This window comes from Halomonas sp. 1513 (assembly GCA_001971685.1).
Classification (GTDB): domain Bacteria; phylum Pseudomonadota; class Gammaproteobacteria; order Pseudomonadales; family Halomonadaceae; genus Franzmannia.
Map to the genome: position 1 here is coordinate 3,123,027 of CP019326.1, position 15,621 is coordinate 3,138,647.

Annotated in this window: 11 protein-coding genes and 2 tRNA genes; 1 reads left to right on the forward strand and 12 read right to left on the reverse strand. The window is 63.6% G+C overall.

The genetic code is table 11. The features are described from left to right. Window positions 1-25 precede the first annotated feature (25 nt). The 9 genes from BWR19_14185 to BWR19_14225 form a co-directional block, all read right to left on the reverse strand. The gene (locus BWR19_14185; protein ID APX93989.1) at window positions 26-898 is read right to left on the reverse strand and encodes a succinate--CoA ligase subunit alpha; all 873 of its coding nucleotides are present in this window, start codon (window positions 896-898) and stop codon (window positions 26-28) included. Continuing rightward, entirely contained in the window at window positions 898-2,064 is a 1,167-nt protein-coding gene (locus tag BWR19_14190; protein ID APX93990.1) for a succinate--CoA ligase subunit beta, read from the reverse strand. Before BWR19_14190 ends, BWR19_14185 begins: the two co-directional genes overlap by 1 nt. Before the next feature lie 140 nt (window positions 2,065-2,204). Then, window positions 2,205-3,641 carry a dihydrolipoyl dehydrogenase gene (locus tag BWR19_14195; protein APX93991.1) on the reverse strand — a complete coding sequence of 479 codons (1,437 nt, stop codon included), beginning with the start codon at window positions 3,639-3,641 and terminating at the stop codon, window positions 2,205-2,207. Between the two features lie 45 nt (window positions 3,642-3,686). Further along, entirely contained in the window at window positions 3,687-5,216 is a 1,530-nt protein-coding gene (locus tag BWR19_14200) for a dihydrolipoamide succinyltransferase (protein APX93992.1), read from the reverse strand. Between the two features lie 40 nt (window positions 5,217-5,256). Beyond that, window positions 5,257-8,091: a 2-oxoglutarate dehydrogenase E1 component gene (locus BWR19_14205; GenBank protein APX93993.1), complete on the reverse strand. Its 2,835-nt coding sequence runs from the start codon at window positions 8,089-8,091 to the stop codon at window positions 5,257-5,259. 263 nt (window positions 8,092-8,354) lie between these two features. Beyond that, on the reverse strand, window positions 8,355-9,065 hold the full coding sequence (gene sdhB, locus BWR19_14210) for a succinate dehydrogenase iron-sulfur subunit (GenBank protein APX93994.1): 711 nt from the start codon (window positions 9,063-9,065) through the stop codon (window positions 8,355-8,357). 10 nt (window positions 9,066-9,075) lie between these two features. After that, window positions 9,076-10,848 carry a succinate dehydrogenase flavoprotein subunit gene (locus BWR19_14215; GenBank protein APX93995.1) on the reverse strand — a complete coding sequence of 591 codons (1,773 nt, stop codon included), beginning with the start codon at window positions 10,846-10,848 and terminating at the stop codon, window positions 9,076-9,078. Window positions 10,849-10,851: 3 nt separating this feature from the next. Beyond that, window positions 10,852-11,199, reverse strand: coding sequence for a succinate dehydrogenase, hydrophobic membrane anchor protein (locus BWR19_14220; protein ID APX93996.1), 348 nt, complete (start codon window positions 11,197-11,199; stop codon window positions 10,852-10,854). Then, window positions 11,193-11,582 (reverse strand): succinate dehydrogenase, cytochrome b556 subunit, encoded by a 390-nt coding sequence (locus tag BWR19_14225; GenBank protein APX93997.1) that lies wholly within the window; start codon window positions 11,580-11,582, stop codon window positions 11,193-11,195. Before BWR19_14225 ends, BWR19_14220 begins: the two co-directional genes overlap by 7 nt. Window positions 11,583-11,973: 391 nt before the next feature. On the opposite strand from BWR19_14225, the gene BWR19_14230 reads away from it, so the two are divergent. Beyond that, window positions 11,974-13,260, forward strand: a complete 1,287-nt coding sequence (locus tag BWR19_14230; protein ID APX93998.1) for a citrate (Si)-synthase — start codon at window positions 11,974-11,976, stop codon at window positions 13,258-13,260. A gap of 569 nt (window positions 13,261-13,829) precedes the next feature. On the opposite strand, the gene BWR19_14235 is transcribed toward BWR19_14230, so the two are convergent. The 3 genes from BWR19_14235 to BWR19_14245 all read right to left on the reverse strand — a co-directional run bounded on the left by BWR19_14235 (window position 13,830) and on the right by BWR19_14245 (window position 15,543). Next, window positions 13,830-13,905, reverse strand: a tRNA-Glu gene (locus tag BWR19_14235). 15 nt (window positions 13,906-13,920) lie between these two features. Continuing rightward, window positions 13,921-13,996: transfer RNA gene (locus BWR19_14240), tRNA-Ala, on the reverse strand. 68 nt (window positions 13,997-14,064) lie between these two features. Beyond that, window positions 14,065-15,543: a glutamate--tRNA ligase gene (locus tag BWR19_14245; GenBank protein ID APX93999.1), complete on the reverse strand. Its 1,479-nt coding sequence runs from the start codon at window positions 15,541-15,543 to the stop codon at window positions 14,065-14,067. Window positions 15,544-15,621: the final 78 nt, after the last annotated feature.

Below are 15,621 nucleotides of genomic sequence, written 5' to 3' on the forward strand. Positions count from 1 at the left end.
ACGTGCCGAAGAGGCAGCGACCGAGTTACCAGCCGGTCACCTGCTTCAGGGCGTCGCCGATCTCGGCCAGCGAACGCACGGTCTTGACCCCGGCGTCCTCGAGGGCGGCGAACTTCTCGTCCGCGGTGCCCTTGCCGCCGGAGATGATCGCACCGGCGTGGCCCATGCGCTTGCCCGGAGGCGCGGTCACGCCGGCGATGTAGGAGACCACCGGCTTGGAGACGTTGGCCTTGATGTAGGCCGCGGCCTCTTCCTCGGCGGTGCCGCCGATCTCGCCGATCATCACGATCGCCTCGGTCTGCGGGTCCTTCTCGAACATCTCCAGGATGTCGATGAAGTTGGAGCCCGGGATCGGGTCGCCGCCGATGCCCACGCAGGTCGACTGGCCGAAGCCGTGGTCGGTGGTCTGCTTGACCGCTTCATAGGTCAGCGTGCCGGAGCGTGACACGATGCCGACGCGGCCGGGCTGGTGGATATGCCCCGGCATGATGCCGATCTTGCACTCGCCCGGGGTGATCACGCCGGGGCAGTTGGGGCCGATCAGGCGCACGCCCAGCTCGTCACACTTGACCTTGGCGTCGAGCATGTCGAGGGTCGCGATGCCTTCGGTGATGCACACGATCAGCTTGATGCCGGCATTGGCGGCTTCGAGGATCGAGTCCTTGCAGAACGGCGCCGGCACGTAGATCACGCTGGCCTCGGCGCCGGTCTTCTCGACCGCTTCCTTGACGGTGTTGAACACCGGCAGGCCGAGATGCTCCTGGCCTCCCTTACCCGGGGTCACACCGCCGACCATCTGCGTACCGTAGGCAATCGCCTGCTCGGAGTGGAACGTACCTTGGCCACCGGTGAAGCCCTGGCAGATGACCTTGGTGTTCTTGTCGATCAGGATGCTCATTACTTGCCCTCCGCCGCGTTAACGACCTGCTGAGCCGCGTCGGTCAGACTGGTAGCCGCGATGATATTCAGACCGCTAGACGCGAGTTTCTCCGTACCTAGCTCGGCGTTGTTGCCTTCCAGGCGCACGACGACCGGCACGTTGACACCGACCTGCTCGACGGCACCGATGATGCCTTCGGCAATCATGTCGCAGCGCACGATGCCGCCGAAGATGTTGACCAGTACGGCCTTGACGTTATCGTCAGACAGAATGATCTTGAACGCCTCGGCGACCCGCTCCTTGGTGGCACCGCCGCCGACGTCGAGGAAGTTGGCCGGCTTGCCGCCGCTCAGGTTGACGATGTCCATGGTGCCCATGGCCAGGCCGGCACCGTTGACCATGCAGCCGATGTTGCCATCCAGCGCCACGTAGTTGAGTTCCCACTTGGCGGCGTCGGCTTCGCGCTGGTCTTCCTGAGACGGGTCACGCATCGCCTGCAGGTCCGGGTGACGGTACAGCGCGTTGCTGTCCAGCCCCAGCTTGGCGTCGAGGCAGTGCAGGTTGCCTTCGTCGGTGATCACCAGCGGGTTGATCTCGAGCAGCGCCAGGTCCTTGTCGTGGAACAGCTTGGACAAGCCCAGGAAGATCTTGGTGAACTGCTTGATCTGGTCGCCCTTGAGGCCCAGGGCGAAGGCCAGCTCACGGGCCTGGTACGGCTGCGCGCCGACCAGCGGATCGATCTCGGCCTTGAGGATCTTCTCGGGTGTCTCCTCGGCGACCTTCTCGATCTCTACACCGCCTTCGGTGGAGGCCATGAAGACCACACGGCGGGTAGTGCGGTCGACCACCGCACCCAGATACAGCTCATCGGCGATATCGGTGCAGGTCTCAACCAGAATCTTGGCTACCGGCTGGCCGTGTTCGTCGGTCTGGAAGGTCACCAGGTTCTTGCCCAGCCACTGCTCGGCAAAGGCCTTGGCCTCGGCCGGATCCTTGATCAGCTTGACGCCGCCGGCTTTGCCGCGACCACCGGCATGCACCTGGGCCTTGACCACCCACATGTCGCCGCCGATCTTCTTGCATGCTTCTGCTGCTTCTTCGGGAGTGTCCACTGCAAAACTCTTGGACACCGGCAGACCATAGTCGGCAAACAGCTGCTTGCCTTGATACTCGTGAAGGTTCATCGATTCATGCCATTGGTTGCATGTGACTCGAACGATGACCGCGGACACTCATCTTGGCGAAGTGCGTTCCCGGGTCACCCCCGTCTGCTTCCGGTACGTCGCCGGAAGCAATGCGCCGCCCTCAGGCGGCGCTTGTTGTCTTACTTGCGCTTCTTGCGATTGGCCATGTGGATGGCGTGTCCTTCCACGGCGAGCGCCGCTTCGTGGACCGCTTCCGACATGGTCGGGTGCGCATAGCAGGTCAGCGCCAGGTCTTCGGCGCTGGAGCCGAACTCCATGGCGATGACGCCCTGGGCGATCATTTCACCGGCATGCTGGCCGACGATATGCATGCCCAGGATGCGGTCGGTTTCGGCGTCGGCGATCACCTTGGCCATGCCTTCGGTGGCATTGTTGGCCATGGCGCGGCCGCTGGCGGCGAACGGGAAGGCACCGGTCTTGACCTCGATGCCGGCCGCCTTGGCGTCCTGCTCGGTCATGCCGACCCAGGCCACCTCGGGGAAGGTGTAGATCACGCTGGGAATGGCGTCGTAGTTCATCTCGGCCTTATGGCCGGCGATGATATCGGCGACCATGATGCCCTCTTCCGAGGCCTTGTGTGCCAGCATCGGACCGCGCACGCAGTCGCCGATGGCATAAACGCTCGGCACGCTGGTGCGGCACTGGTCGTCGACGAAGATGAAGCCGCGCTCATCCAGCTTGACCCCAGCGTCGTCGCCCAGCAGGCCCTGGGTATAGGGACGCCGGCCGACGCACACGATCAGCTTGTCGAATACCTGTTCCTGCTCGCCCTTGGCGTCGGTGTACTTGACGATGACTTCCTTGCCGTTGGTCTCGGAGCCGGTGACGCGGGCGCCCAGCTTGATGTCCAGGCCCTGCTTCTTGAGCAGCTTCTGGGTCTCCTTGGCGATGGCCGAGTCGACCATCGGCAGGAAGGAGTCCATGGCCTCGAGCACGGTCACCTCGGAGCCCAGGCGGCTCCACACGCTGCCCAGCTCCAGTCCGATCACGCCGGCGCCGATCACGCCGAGGCGCTTGGGCGTCTCGTCGAACTCCAGGGCGCCGGTGGAGTCGACGATCAGGCCTTCGGTGAGCGGGGTCGGCGGAATCTCCACCGGCACCGAGCCGGAGGCGATGACGATGTTGTCGGCCTCATAGACGGCCTTGTCGCCATCCTTGCTGACCTCGACCTGCTTGCTGGAGAGCACCTTGCCGGCGCCTTCCAGAGCGGTCACGCCGTTGGCCTTGAACAGCCCGGCGATGCCGCCGGTGAGGTTCTTCACGATCTTGTCCTTGCGGGCCATCATCTTGGTGACGTCCATCTTGACGTCGCCGGCCTGGATGCCCATCTCGTCGAAGTCGTGCTGGGCCTCGACGAACTTGTGGGAGGCCTCGAGCAGCGCCTTGGACGGGATACAGCCCACGTTGAGGCAGGTGCCGCCGTGCACGACGTTGCCTTCCTTGCCGATCCACTTCTCGACACAGGCGGTCTTCAGGCCCAGCTGGGCGGCGCGGATGGCGGCGACGTAGCCACCGGGGCCCGCACCAATCACGATCACATCGAATTTATCGGCCATGAATTCGTTTCCTGTTGGGTTGCGCGTTAGTCGTTGGCAGTCGTGTTACACGTCGAGCAGCAGACGTGCCGGATCCTCGAGCAGTTCCTTGATGGTCACCAGGAACTGCACCGCGTCCTTGCCATCGATCATGCGGTGGTCATAGGAGAGCGCCAGGTACATCATCGGGCGGATCTCGACCTTGCCGTTGACCGCCATGGGGCGTTCCTGGATCTTGTGCATACCCAGGATAGCGGTCTGCGGCGGATTCAGAATCGGCGTCGACATCAGCGAGCCGAAGATGCCGCCGTTGGTAATGGTGAAGGTGCCGCCCTGCATCTCGTCGATGCCCAGCTTGCCGTCGCGGGCACGCTTACCGAAGTCGACGATGGTCTTCTCGACGTCGGCGATCTTCATGCTGTCGGTGTCACGCAGTACCGGGACCACCAGACCGCGCTCGGTGGAGACCGCCACGCCGATGTCCTGGTAGCCGTGGTAGACGATATCGCTGCCGTCGATGGAGGCGTTGACATCGGGGAAGCGCTTGAGTGCCTCGGAGGCCGCCTTGACGAAGAAGCCCATGAAACCGAGCTTGGTGTCGTGGGCCTTGAGGAAGGTGTCCTTGTACTGCGCGCGCAGGTCCATCACCGCGCCCATGTCGACCTCGTTATAGGTGGTCAGCATGGCGGCGGTCTGCTGGGCCTGAACCAGCCGCTTGGCGATGGTCTGGCGCAGGCGGCTCATCGGCACGCGCTTCTCGGGGCGCTCGCCTTCGACGACCGGTGCCACGGGGGCGGCCTGCTTGGGTGCGCTGGCCGGCTTGGCGGCCTTCTTCGCGGAGCCCTCCTTCACGGCCTTCTGGACGTCCTCCTTGAGGATGCGCCCGCCCTTGCCGGTACCCTCGATCTTGCTGACCTCGAGGTCATGCTCGGCGACCAGCTTGCGCGCCGCCGGGGCGAGGATCTTGTCACCGACCTTCTCGTCGCCGTCGTCACCCGACGCAGCACTCTCTGCCGGCGCCGCCTCGCTGCCAGCGCCATCACCTTCGCTGAAGATCGCCAGCACCTGCTCGGAAGCAACCTGGCTACCCTCTTCGGCCTTGATCTCGGCGAGGGCACCGTCGGCCGGCGCCACCACCTCGAGGACCACCTTGTCGGTCTCGATCTCGGCCAGCACCTCGTCGCGCTTGACCGCTTCGCCGACCTGCTTGTTCCAGCTGGCCACGGTGCCTTCCTGGATCGACTCGGGGAAGGTCGGCGCCTTGACGTCGTGCTGCTGGCCGCTGGCGGCGGGCTTGGGAGCCTCGGCCTTGGCGTCGTCGGCTTTGCCACCCTTGTCGGCAGCCTTGGCCTTGTCGCCGGCCGCGCCAAGAATGCCCAGCACCTGCTCGGACTGAACGGTGTCGCCTTCCTCGGCGTTGATTTCGCTCAGCGTGCCGGCTTCCGGCGCCACCACTTCGAGCACCACCTTGTCGGTCTCGATTTCGACGATCAATTCGTCGCGCTCAACGCTATCGCCGGGCTGCTTGTGCCAGGCCGCCACGCTGCCTTCGGCAACGGACTCTGGAAAGGTTGGCGCTTTGATCTCGGTAGCCATGTCGTTTCCTTGTGTGTTCTCTCTCGTCCGGCAGGACGCCTCATGCATTGAAGGCGTCGTCTACCAGTTGGCGCTGCTGTTCGACGTGTACGGACATGTAGCCCGCGGCGGGGGCGGCCGAAGCCGGACGACCGGCGAACTTGAGCTCGCGGCCCAGGCCGTTGTGCAGCATGTCGGCAACTACCCGCATATGGTGCTGGCTCTGGTACCAGGCGCCCTGGTTGAGCGGCTCTTCCTGACACCACACGATCTGTTCGAGGTTGGTGTAGCCCTTGAGGGCCTCAAAGAGCTCCTCCTTGGGGAACGGATAGAGCTGCTCGAGACGCACCACCGCGGTGTCTTCGCGCTCATGCTCGCTACGGTAGTTGGCCAGATCGTAGTAGACCTTGCCGGCGCACAGCACCACGCGCTTGACCTTCTCGGCGTCGAGCTTGCCCTGATCCGCCAGCACCATGTGGAACTTGCCGTGGGCCAGCTCCTCGAGGGTCGAGGTCGCCTCCTTGTGGCGCAGCAGGCTCTTGGGCGACATCACCACCAGCGGCTTGCGCAGTGGCCGGATCACCTGGCGACGCAGCAGATGATAGATCTGTGCCGGTGTCGTCGGCACACAGACCTGCATGTTGTGCTCGGCGCACATCTGCAGGAAGCGCTCCAGGCGCGCCGAGGAGTGCTCGGGGCCCTGCCCTTCGTAGCCGTGAGGCAGCAGCATGGTCAGGCCGCACAGACGCCCCCACTTGGTCTCACCGGAGGAGATGAACTGGTCGACCACCACCTGGGCACCGTTGAAGAAGTCGCCGAACTGCGCCTCCCAGACCACCAAGTGGTTGGGTGCGGTTGTCGCATAGCCGTACTCGAACGCCAGCACCGCCTCTTCCGACAGGAAGGAGTCGTGAATGGTAAAGCGCGGCTGGCCGTCGGCCATATGCTGCAGCGGCACATAGGTGCTGCCGTCCTTCTGGTTATGCACCACCGCATGACGGTGGGAGAAGGTGCCGCGGCCCGAGTCCTGGCCGGTGATGCGGATCGGGTGGCCCTGGTCGAGCAGGGTGGCGTAGGCCAGGGTCTCGGCAAAGCCCCAGTTGAGTCCCATGCCGCCGGCCTGCATCTTGCGACGATCCTCGTAGATCTTGGCCACCTGACGCTGCACCTGAACGCCGTCGGGCACCTCGCACATCTTGGCGGCGAGCTGCTGCATGCGCTTCATGTCGAAGGTGGTATCGGCATCGCCGGTCCACTCATGGCCCAGATAGGGCGCCCAGTCGACGAACAGCTCGGTGTTGGGCTCCTTGACCAGGGCGTTGGCCACATGGTTGCCGGCCATCAGGTCTTCGCGATAGGTCTCGCCCATCGCCTTGGCGTCGTCCTCGGAGAGCACCCCCTCCTCGACCAGGCGCTTGGCATACAGCGCCCGCGCCGAGGGGTGGTTCTTGATCTTCGAGTACATCATCGGCTGGGTGCCGGACGGCTCGTCGGCCTCGTTGTGACCGCGGCGACGGTAGCAGACCAGGTCGATGACCACGTCGCGCTTGAACTGCTGGCGATAGTCGATGGCCACTTGGGTGGCGTGCAGCACCGCATCCGGGTCGTCGCCGTTGACGTGGAAGATCGGCGCCTGGACCATCTTGGCAATGTCGGTGCAGTATTCGGTGGAGCGGGTGTCGTCAGGATGCGAAGTGGTGAAGCCTACCTGGTTGTTGATCACGATGTGCAGCGTGCCGCCGGTCTTGTAGGCACGGGTCTGGGACATCTGGAAGGTCTCCATGACCACGCCCTGACCGGCGAAGGCTGCATCGCCGTGAATATTGATCGGCAGTACCTTGTCACCTGCCGGATCATCGCGACGATCCTGACGGGCGCGCACCGAGCCCTCTACCACCGGCGCCACGATCTCCAGGTGCGAGGGGTTGAAGGCCAGCGCCAGGTGAACTTCGCCACCCGGGGTCATGACGTTGGAGCTGAAGCCCTGATGATACTTGACGTCGCCGGAGCCGCGCTCGATGACCTTCTTGCCGTCGAACTCCTCGATCAGCTCGGAGGGGCTCTTGCCGAGGATATTGACCAGCAGGTTGAGACGCCCGCGGTGGGCCATGCCGATCACCACTTCCTTGGTGCCGTAGCCGCCAGCGCGCTGGATGATCTCGTCCATCATGGGAATGAAGGACTCGCCGCCCTCGAGGCCGAAGCGCTTGGTGCCCGGGTACTTCGAGGCCAGGTAGTTCTCGAGCCCTTCCGCGGCGCTGAGCCGCTCCAGCACGTGCTTGCGCACCTCGGGGCTGAACTTGGGCTTCGAGCGCACCGACTCGAAGCGCTGCTGCAGCCAGCGCTTCTCTTCGGTGTCGACGATATGCATGATCTCGCAGCCGATCGACCGACAGTAGGTCTCATCCAGCGCCTGGACGATCTCCTTGAGCGGCGCCTTGTCCTTGCCCAGGAAGAACGAGCCGGTCTGGAACTCGGTGTCCAGGTCGGCACTGGTCAGCTGGTGGAAGGAGAGGTCGAGATCGGGAACCGGCACCGGGCTGCGCAGGTCGAGCGGATCAATATCCGCCTTCTGGTGCCCGCGGAAGCGGTAGGCGTTGATCAGCTGGAGCACCTTGACCTGCTTCTTGTTCTCGCCACTGTCGGCGGCGCTGGCGGCTTGGGTGCTGCGGCGTGACTTGCCGAGCTGATAGAACTGGTCGCGAATCGGGCTTAGCGGAACATCGTGGGAGGAACTGCCTTCAGGACGCGGCAACTGGTCGAAGTAGTTGCGCCACTCGTCGGGGACAGCATTGGGATCAACGAGGTACTGCTCGTAGAGCGCTTCCACATAGTGAGCGTTGCCGCCACTCACGTGAGAAGTGCGCCACATCAACTCCATTATGCCTTCTTGCATCTCTCGGTCACCCTGCACTGATGGGGTGTTGTCGGCGCCTGATACGACGTCGCCGCATCGGCGTTTCTGGTGCCCTGCCGGCGGGGCGGTCATCCTGTCCGGCATGCCTGGGCAGGCAGCATTGCCTGAACCCCGGCCTGGCCGATGATCGTCGAAAGCCGGTGCCACGGGCACCGGCTCTCTGCGATCAGGGCCGTAGTGAGCTGCGACACTCGGTCACAGCGCAAAACCGGGCTACATGATAGCAAGCCTGGGGCCACGATTTAAGTGGCATTGGCCAGCAGCATCTCGCGAATCTTGCCGATCGCCCGGGTTGGATTGAGGCCCTTGGGGCATACCGACACGCAGTTCATGATGCCGCGGCAGCGGAACACGCTGAACGGGTCCTCGAGCTCGGCCAGGCGCGCCTGGGTCGCCTCGTCGCGGGAATCGGCGAGGAAGCGGTAGGACTGTAGCAGGCCAGCGGGCCCCACGAACTTGTCCGGGTTCCACCAGAACGACGGGCACGAGGTCGAGCAGCAGGCGCACAGGATGCACTCGTAGAGCCCATCCAGCTTGTCGCGATCTTCCGGCGACTGCAGCCGCTCGATGGCCGGGGCCGGGGTGTCGTTCTGCAGGTACGGCTGAATGCGCTCGTACTGCTTGTAGAAGATCCCCATGTCGACCACCAGGTCGCGGATCACCGGCAGGCCGGGCAGCGGACGCAGCACCAGCTTGTTGTGCTTGACCACCTCGGAGAGCGGCGTGATGCAAGCCAGGCCGTTCTTGCCGTTCATGTTCATGCCGTCGGAGCCGCAAACCCCTTCGCGGCAGCTGCGGCGGTAGGCCATGGAGCTGTCCTGCTCCTTGGTCAGGTGCAGCACGTCGAGCACCATCAGGTCGCGACCCTTGGTGTCGACCTGGAACTCCTGCATATAGGGTGCGGAGTCGGTTTCCGGGTTGTAGCGGTATACGGATACCTGAAGCGTGGACATCGTGACCCCCTTAATATGTACGGACTTTCGGCTCGAAGGTATCGACGGTCTTCGGCGTGAAGTTGACGTCGCGCTTGCCAAGCCGCTTGTCGGCCGGGAAATAGAGCGAGTGCTTCAGCCAGTTGACGTCGTCCCGATCCGGATAGTCATAGCGGGAGTGCGCACCGCGGCTCTCCTTGCGCTCCAGCGCCGAGATCGCGGTGGCCTCGGCCACTTCCATCAGGTTGTCGAGCTCCAGCGCTTCGACACGCGCGGTGTTGAAGGCGTTCGACTTGTCGCCCAGGTGGGCATTGGCGATCCGCTCGCGCAGGTCGGCGAGCTTCTTGACGCCCTCCTGCATGTTGTCCTCCTGGCGGAACACGCCGAAGGCGTTCTGCATGATGTCCTGCAGTTCGGCCTTGAGCTCCGGCACGCTCTCGCCGCCGCTCGACTCGTTCCAGCGGCTCATGCGCTTCATCGCCGCATCGACGTCGGATTGCGTAGCGTCAAGGTAGTCGATGCCCTCGTTGAGCGCGCCCTCGATGAACATCCCCGCCGCGCGGCCGAACACCACCAGGTCGAGCAGCGAGTTGCCGCCCAGGCGGTTGGCGCCGTGCACCGACACGCAGGCCGCCTCGCCACAGGCGAACAGGCCGTTGACGATCTGGTCGTTGCCGTCGGCGTCCTGCATGATCGCCTGACCGTGCACGTTGGTGGGGATCCCGCCCATCATGTAGTGGCAGGTCGGCACCACCGGGATCGGCTCCTTGGCCGGATCGGCGTGGGCAAAGGTCTTGGACAGTTCGACAATGCCCGGCAGGCGCTTGCCCAGCACCTCTTCGCCGAGATGATCGAGCTTGAGGAAGACGTGGTCGCCCTTCTCACCGCAGCCGCGGCCCTCGAGGATCTCCATGACCATCGAGCGCGCTACCACGTCGCGGCCGGCAAGGTCCTTGGCGTTGGGCGCATAGCGCTCCATGAAACGCTCGCCGTCCTTGTTGACCAGATAGCCGCCCTCACCGCGGCAGCCCTCGGTGACCAAGGTGCCGGCGCCGTAGATGCCGGTGGGGTGGAACTGCCACATCTCCATGTCCTGCATCGGGAAGCCGGCGCGCAGCGCCATGCCGATGCCGTCACCGGTATTGATCAGGGCGTTGGTGGTGGAAGCGTAGATGCGCCCGGCACCACCGGTGGCCAGCACCGTGGCCTTGGACTTGACGTGCACCACTTCGCCGGTCTCGATGTCCAGCGCGATGCAGCCCACCACGTCGCCGTTGGCGTTCTTGACCAGATCCACCGCATACCACTCGTTGAGGAAGGTGGTATTGTTCTTCAGGTTGTTCTGGTAAAGGGTGTGCAGCAGGGCGTGGCCGGTGCGGTCGGCCGCGGCACAGGTGCGCGCCGCCTGGCCGCCCTCGCCGAAGTTCTTGGACTGGCCACCGAACGGCCGCTGATAGATGCGGCCGTTGTCGAAACGCGAGAACGGCAGGCCCATGTGCTCGAGCTCGAAGACCGCCTTGGGGCCCTCGGAGCACATGTACTCGGCGGCGTCCTGGTCGGCGATATAGTCGCCGCCCTTGACGGTGTCATACATGTGCCAGCGCCAGTCGTCGTTGGGGTCCGCCGAGGCGATGGCACAGGTGATACCGCCCTGGGCAGAGACGGTGTGCGAGCGGGTCGGGAAGACCTTGGAGAGCACCGCGGTCTTCTTGCCGGACTTGGCCAGCTCGAGCGCGGCACGCAGGCCGGAGCCACCCCCGCCGATGATGATGGCGTCGAAGGACAGGCTACGCATGTTGGACATGGATCAGGCTCCCCACAGAATTTGAATGCCCCAGACCAGGAACACGAAGATGGCCAGGATGATGGCGCTCTGTGCCGTCAGGCGGATGCCGGTCGGCTTGAGATAGTCGGTGGTCACGGTCCACAGCCCGATCCAGGCGTGGGCGGCAATCGAGACGAACGCCAGCAGCGAGAAGATGCGCATCCAGGTCTGGGCGAAAAGACCACTCCAGGTGGCATAGTCGAGGCCCGGGTTGAGCAGCAGGTAGGCGACGATGAAGAGCGTGTAGAGTGCCAGAATGACGGCTGAGAAACGCTGGATCAGCCAGTCCGATAGGCCGCTGCGACCGAAGTTGGTGATATTGGTTACCATACCCAGACTCCTGCGAGGATCACTAGAACCGCACTGACCACCACGGTGATCTGTGCCTTGCGCATGCCGCTTTCCAGGGTCACGCCGATATTGAGGTCCATCAGCAGGTGCTTGATGCCGGCCACGAAGTGGAAGGCCAGCGCCGACAGCAGCCCCCAGGCGACCAGCTTGGCCAACAGGTTGTTGGCGAGGGCGTCCTGCACCGCATAGAAGCCCGCCGGGGACGACAGCGACTTGTCCAGCGCCCAGAAAGCGAAAATCAGGCCGACGAACAGGATAATGCCGGTGATACGGTGAGTGATCGACGTCAGGGCGGGTAGCGGTAGCTTGATGGTGGAGATATCGAGATTAACGGGTCGTTTGCTATTCACGGCTCTATACACACTCTCTTGGCCCGCTCTGTGCTTCGGGCATGGCCCGAGCGGGCGGTGGTTTTGAGGAAGGGCTCGGCCGTCTGCCAAGTCGGCACGACCTCCGTTTCCTGCCAGTCGCGCGGGGTGGATTATAGGGACTGGGGCTCACCATGACAAATTGTCGACGACCGCTTGCGACCATGGTGTAGCCTTGACCTACTGCCCCCAGCGCGGACAATGGTGCAAAGCACCATTTACTATACAAGACCTGTATAAATATTAAAGGTTCGCACAATAGATCGCCGCTATGGGCTAATTGACAATCCCCGGCACGCTTCTATAGTGGGCTGACCTTTTTCGCCAGCTTGGCAAGCGAGACAACGACTTATCGTCCGACGACAGAACTGTAGAGGAGGCCGACATGGCTGACAGAAAAGCACGATTGACCGTAGACGGGCTCGACAAGACGATCGAATTCCCGGTCTACTCTGGCACCATGGGGCCAGATGTCGTCGACGTTCGCACCCTGGGCGCCGAGGGGCTGTTCACCCACGATCCCGGCTTCATGGCCACCTCCTCCACCGAGTCGGCGATCACCTTCATCGACGGTGGCAAGGGCGTGCTGCTGCATCGTGGCTATCCGATCGGCCAACTGGCCGAGCACTCCAATTTCGTCGAATTGAGCTATGCGCTGCTGTTTGGCGAGCTGCCCGACGACGAGCAGTACACCCAGTTCGAGAGCACCATCCGCAATCACACCATGGTGCACGAGCAGCTGGCCAACTTCTACAAGGGCTTCCGCCGCGACGCTCATCCGATGTCGATCCTGTGCGGCGTGGTCGGCGGCCTAGCGGCCTTCTACCACGACCATCTCGACATCACCAAGGAGGAGGATCGCACCATCAGTGCGATCCGCCTGATCGCCAAGATGCCGACGCTGGCGTCGATGTGCTACAAGTACAACATCGGCCAGCCGTTCAACTATCCGCGCAACGACCTGAGCTACGCCGAGAACTTCCTCTACATGATGTTCAGCAACCCCTGCGAGGAGTTCAAGGTCAACCCGGTGTTCGCCAAGGCCATGGATCGCATCTTCATGCTCCACGCCGACCACGAGCAGAACGCCTCCACCTCCACGGTACGCCTGGCCGGCTCCACCGGCGCCAACCCCTTCGCCTGTATCAGCGCCGGCATTGCAGCGCTATGGGGTCCGGCCCACGGCGGCGCCAACGAAGCCGTGCTGAGCATGCTCGACGAGATCGGCGACGAGTCCGAGGAGAACATCCAGCGCTTCATCGACCGCGCCAAAGACAAGAGCGACCCGTTCAAGCTGATGGGCTTCGGCCACCGCGTGTATCGCAACTTCGATCCCCGCGCCAAGGTCATGAAGGAGACCTGCGACGAGGTGCTGGCCGAGCTGGGCATGGCAGACGACCCGCAGCTCAAGATCGCCAAGCGGCTCGAGCAGATCGCCCTGGAGGACGAGTACTTCATCGAGCGCAAGCTCTACCCCAATGTCGACTTCTACTCCGGCATCATCCTCAAGGCGATCGGCATTCCCACCAACATGTTCACCGTGGTCTTCGCCGTGTCGCGCACCATCGGCTGGATCTCGCACTGGAACGAGATGATCAGCAGCGACTACAAGATCAGCCGCCCGCGCCAGCTCTACACCGGCCACACCGAGCGCGACTACCCGACCAAGTAGCACGCGCGCCACTCGGCGAGCGACAGCGCTCGCGTAGCGGGCCACCCTTCGAGGTGGCCCGCTTGCGTTATGCCGCTACCTCCTCCGGCGAGCACCACAGCTCTTGTATAAGTCTCTTTCCGCCGACACCCACCCCCTGCACCCCCTTGCGCCCATTGCTGCACCACGGCGAACCCAGCCCTGCCCTTGCCTCCCGGCGGGTCACCGAGGGTTTTCCACACAATCTGTGGATAACGCTGTGCGCAACCTCGAGATAAGCCGCACAAGCCACCGTGACAAGCGGGTTGCAGTTAGATTGCTCAATTTTTAAACAATTCTATGTCACTGATTTTTATGGATTAAACGTATTTTTTTCGAACAACCCCAGATTATATGAAGGTTGTGCACAAGCCATCGCCGCACGCCGGGCGCCGTGGACAACTCAGGGGATATGTCAAGCCTCGATGGGCGATTTATGGCTTGTGCATCAGGGTCAGGGTGGGGAGGCACGGGCATGAGTCCGCGCGTCATGAGGCACGCAGGCCTCACAAAGCAAAAAGACGCCACTTGGGCGTCTTCTCTGAAGGAGGTGGCGTCCCATAGGGGGTTCGAACCCCTGTTCCCGCCGTGAAAGGGCGGTGTCCTGGACCACTAGACGAATGGGACGCATCGGTTCCGAGATGGTGGAGCCTAGCGGGATCGAACCGCTGACCTCGACACTGCCAGTGTCGCGCTCTCCCAGCTGAGCTAAGGCCCCGTCTCTCAAGAACGAGGCGTATACTACCCGGCACCTCGTGCTTCGTCAACCGCTTTTCGCGCCACGCCTCACAGCTCGCGGAATTCCTTCTCGAAGCGCTTGGCCTGCTTCTTGGACACGCCGCCGAGCACATCGATGGCATGGCGCAGCCGTGCACGGGTCATGTCGGAGCCGAGGATCACCATGGCATCCATCACCGAGGTCGAGGTGGCCGAGCCGGTCACGGCGATGAATACCGGCGCCAGTAGCGCCTTCATCTTGAGCTCGAAGTGCTCGCCCAGCGCCTTGACCTCGGCCAGCAGCGACTCCTTGTCCCAGCGCGCCACCCCTTCGAGGCGCCAGACCAGAAACTGCAGCAGCTTGAGCAGCGTCTCGCGCTCGAGCTTGACGTCGGCAAAGCTCTCTTCGTCGATGGCCGGCAGCCCGGAGAAGAAGTGCCCGGCCAGCGGCGCGACCTGGGACAGGGTATCCACCCGCGGACGTACCTGGGGCAGGATCTGGTTGACGTAGGCTTCATTGAAGGCCCAGTCGCGCAGCGCCTGGAGAAATGCCGCGTCGTCGAGGTCCTCGCGGATATAGACGCCGTTGAGCCAGGTCAGCTTGTCCAGATCGAACACTGGCCCACCCAGCGACACGCGCTGGATATCGAAACTGGCCATCATCTCGTCGAGGGAGAACTTCTCGCGGTCGTCGGGCATCGACCAGCCCATGCGGCCCAGGTAGTTGGTCACCGCCTGGGGCAGGAACCCCATGCGCCGGTAGTAGTTGATCGAGGTCGGGTTCTTGCGCTTGGAGAGCTTGGACTTGTCTGGGTTGCGCAGCAGCGGCATATGACAGAGCTGCGGCATCTGCCAGCCGAAGTACTCGTAGAGCAGCTGGTGCTTGGGCGCCGAGTTGATCCACTCCTCGCCGCGCAGCACGTGGCTGATACCCATCAAGTGGTCGTCGACCACGTTGGCCAGGTGGTAGGTGGGCATGCCGTCGGACTTGAGCAGGATCTGCGCATCGACCTGAGCCCAGTCGACCTCGATCTCGCCGCGCAGCATGTCATTGACCACGCAGGTGCCTTCGCTGGGCACCTGCATGCGCACCACATAGGGCCAACCCTCCTGCTCGCGACGCGCCTGCTCGTCGTCGGGCAGCGCCAGATCGACGGGCTTGAGGGCCATCTGCAGGCCGGCGGCCTTGCGCGCCTCGCGCAGCTCGTCGAGCTCCTCGCTGGTGCGGTAGCACTTGAAGGCGTGGCCGGCATCGAGCAGCCGCTGGGCGTGCTCAGCGTAGATCTCGCCGCGCTCGCTCTGGCGATAGGGGCCGTGGGGACCGCCCACGTCAGGCCCTTCGTCCCAGTCGAGGCCCAGCCAGCGCAGCGAGTCGAGGATCATCTGCTCGGACTCCGCGGTGGAGCGCACCCGGTCGGTGTCCTCGATGCGCAGCACGAACTGACCGCCGTGCTGGCGGGCGAAACACAGGTTGAACAGCGCGATATAGGCGGTGCCGACATGGGGGTCGCCGGTGGGCGACGGGGCGATGCGCGTGCGTACGGTCATCTGCTGCAATCCTTGGGTCGAGAAGCTTGCCGGCATTATACGCACTCCCCCGCTGCCCATCAGCCGGGGAATCATTCG

Coding starts and splice junctions, on each gene's coding strand:
- BWR19_14185 (APX93989.1), bottom strand. CDS start 898: ATGAGCATCCTGATCGACAAGAACACCAAGGTCATCTGCCAGGGCTTC.
- BWR19_14190 (APX93990.1), bottom strand. CDS start 2,064: ATGAACCTTCACGAGTATCAAGGCAAGCAGCTGTTTGCCGACTATGGT.
- BWR19_14195 (APX93991.1), bottom strand. CDS start 3,641: ATGGCCGATAAATTCGATGTGATCGTGATTGGTGCGGGCCCCGGTGGC.
- BWR19_14200 (APX93992.1), bottom strand. CDS start 5,216: ATGGCTACCGAGATCAAAGCGCCAACCTTTCCAGAGTCCGTTGCCGAA.
- BWR19_14205 (APX93993.1), bottom strand. CDS start 8,091: ATGCAAGAAGGCATAATGGAGTTGATGTGGCGCACTTCTCACGTGAGT.
- sdhB (APX93994.1), bottom strand. CDS start 9,065: ATGTCCACGCTTCAGGTATCCGTATACCGCTACAACCCGGAAACCGAC.
- BWR19_14215 (APX93995.1), bottom strand. CDS start 10,848: ATGTCCAACATGCGTAGCCTGTCCTTCGACGCCATCATCATCGGCGGG.
- BWR19_14220 (APX93996.1), bottom strand. CDS start 11,199: ATGGTAACCAATATCACCAACTTCGGTCGCAGCGGCCTATCGGACTGG.
- BWR19_14230 (APX93998.1), top strand. CDS start 11,974: ATGGCTGACAGAAAAGCACGATTGACCGTAGACGGGCTCGACAAGACG.
- BWR19_14245 (APX93999.1), bottom strand. CDS start 15,543: ATGACCGTACGCACGCGCATCGCCCCGTCGCCCACCGGCGACCCCCAT.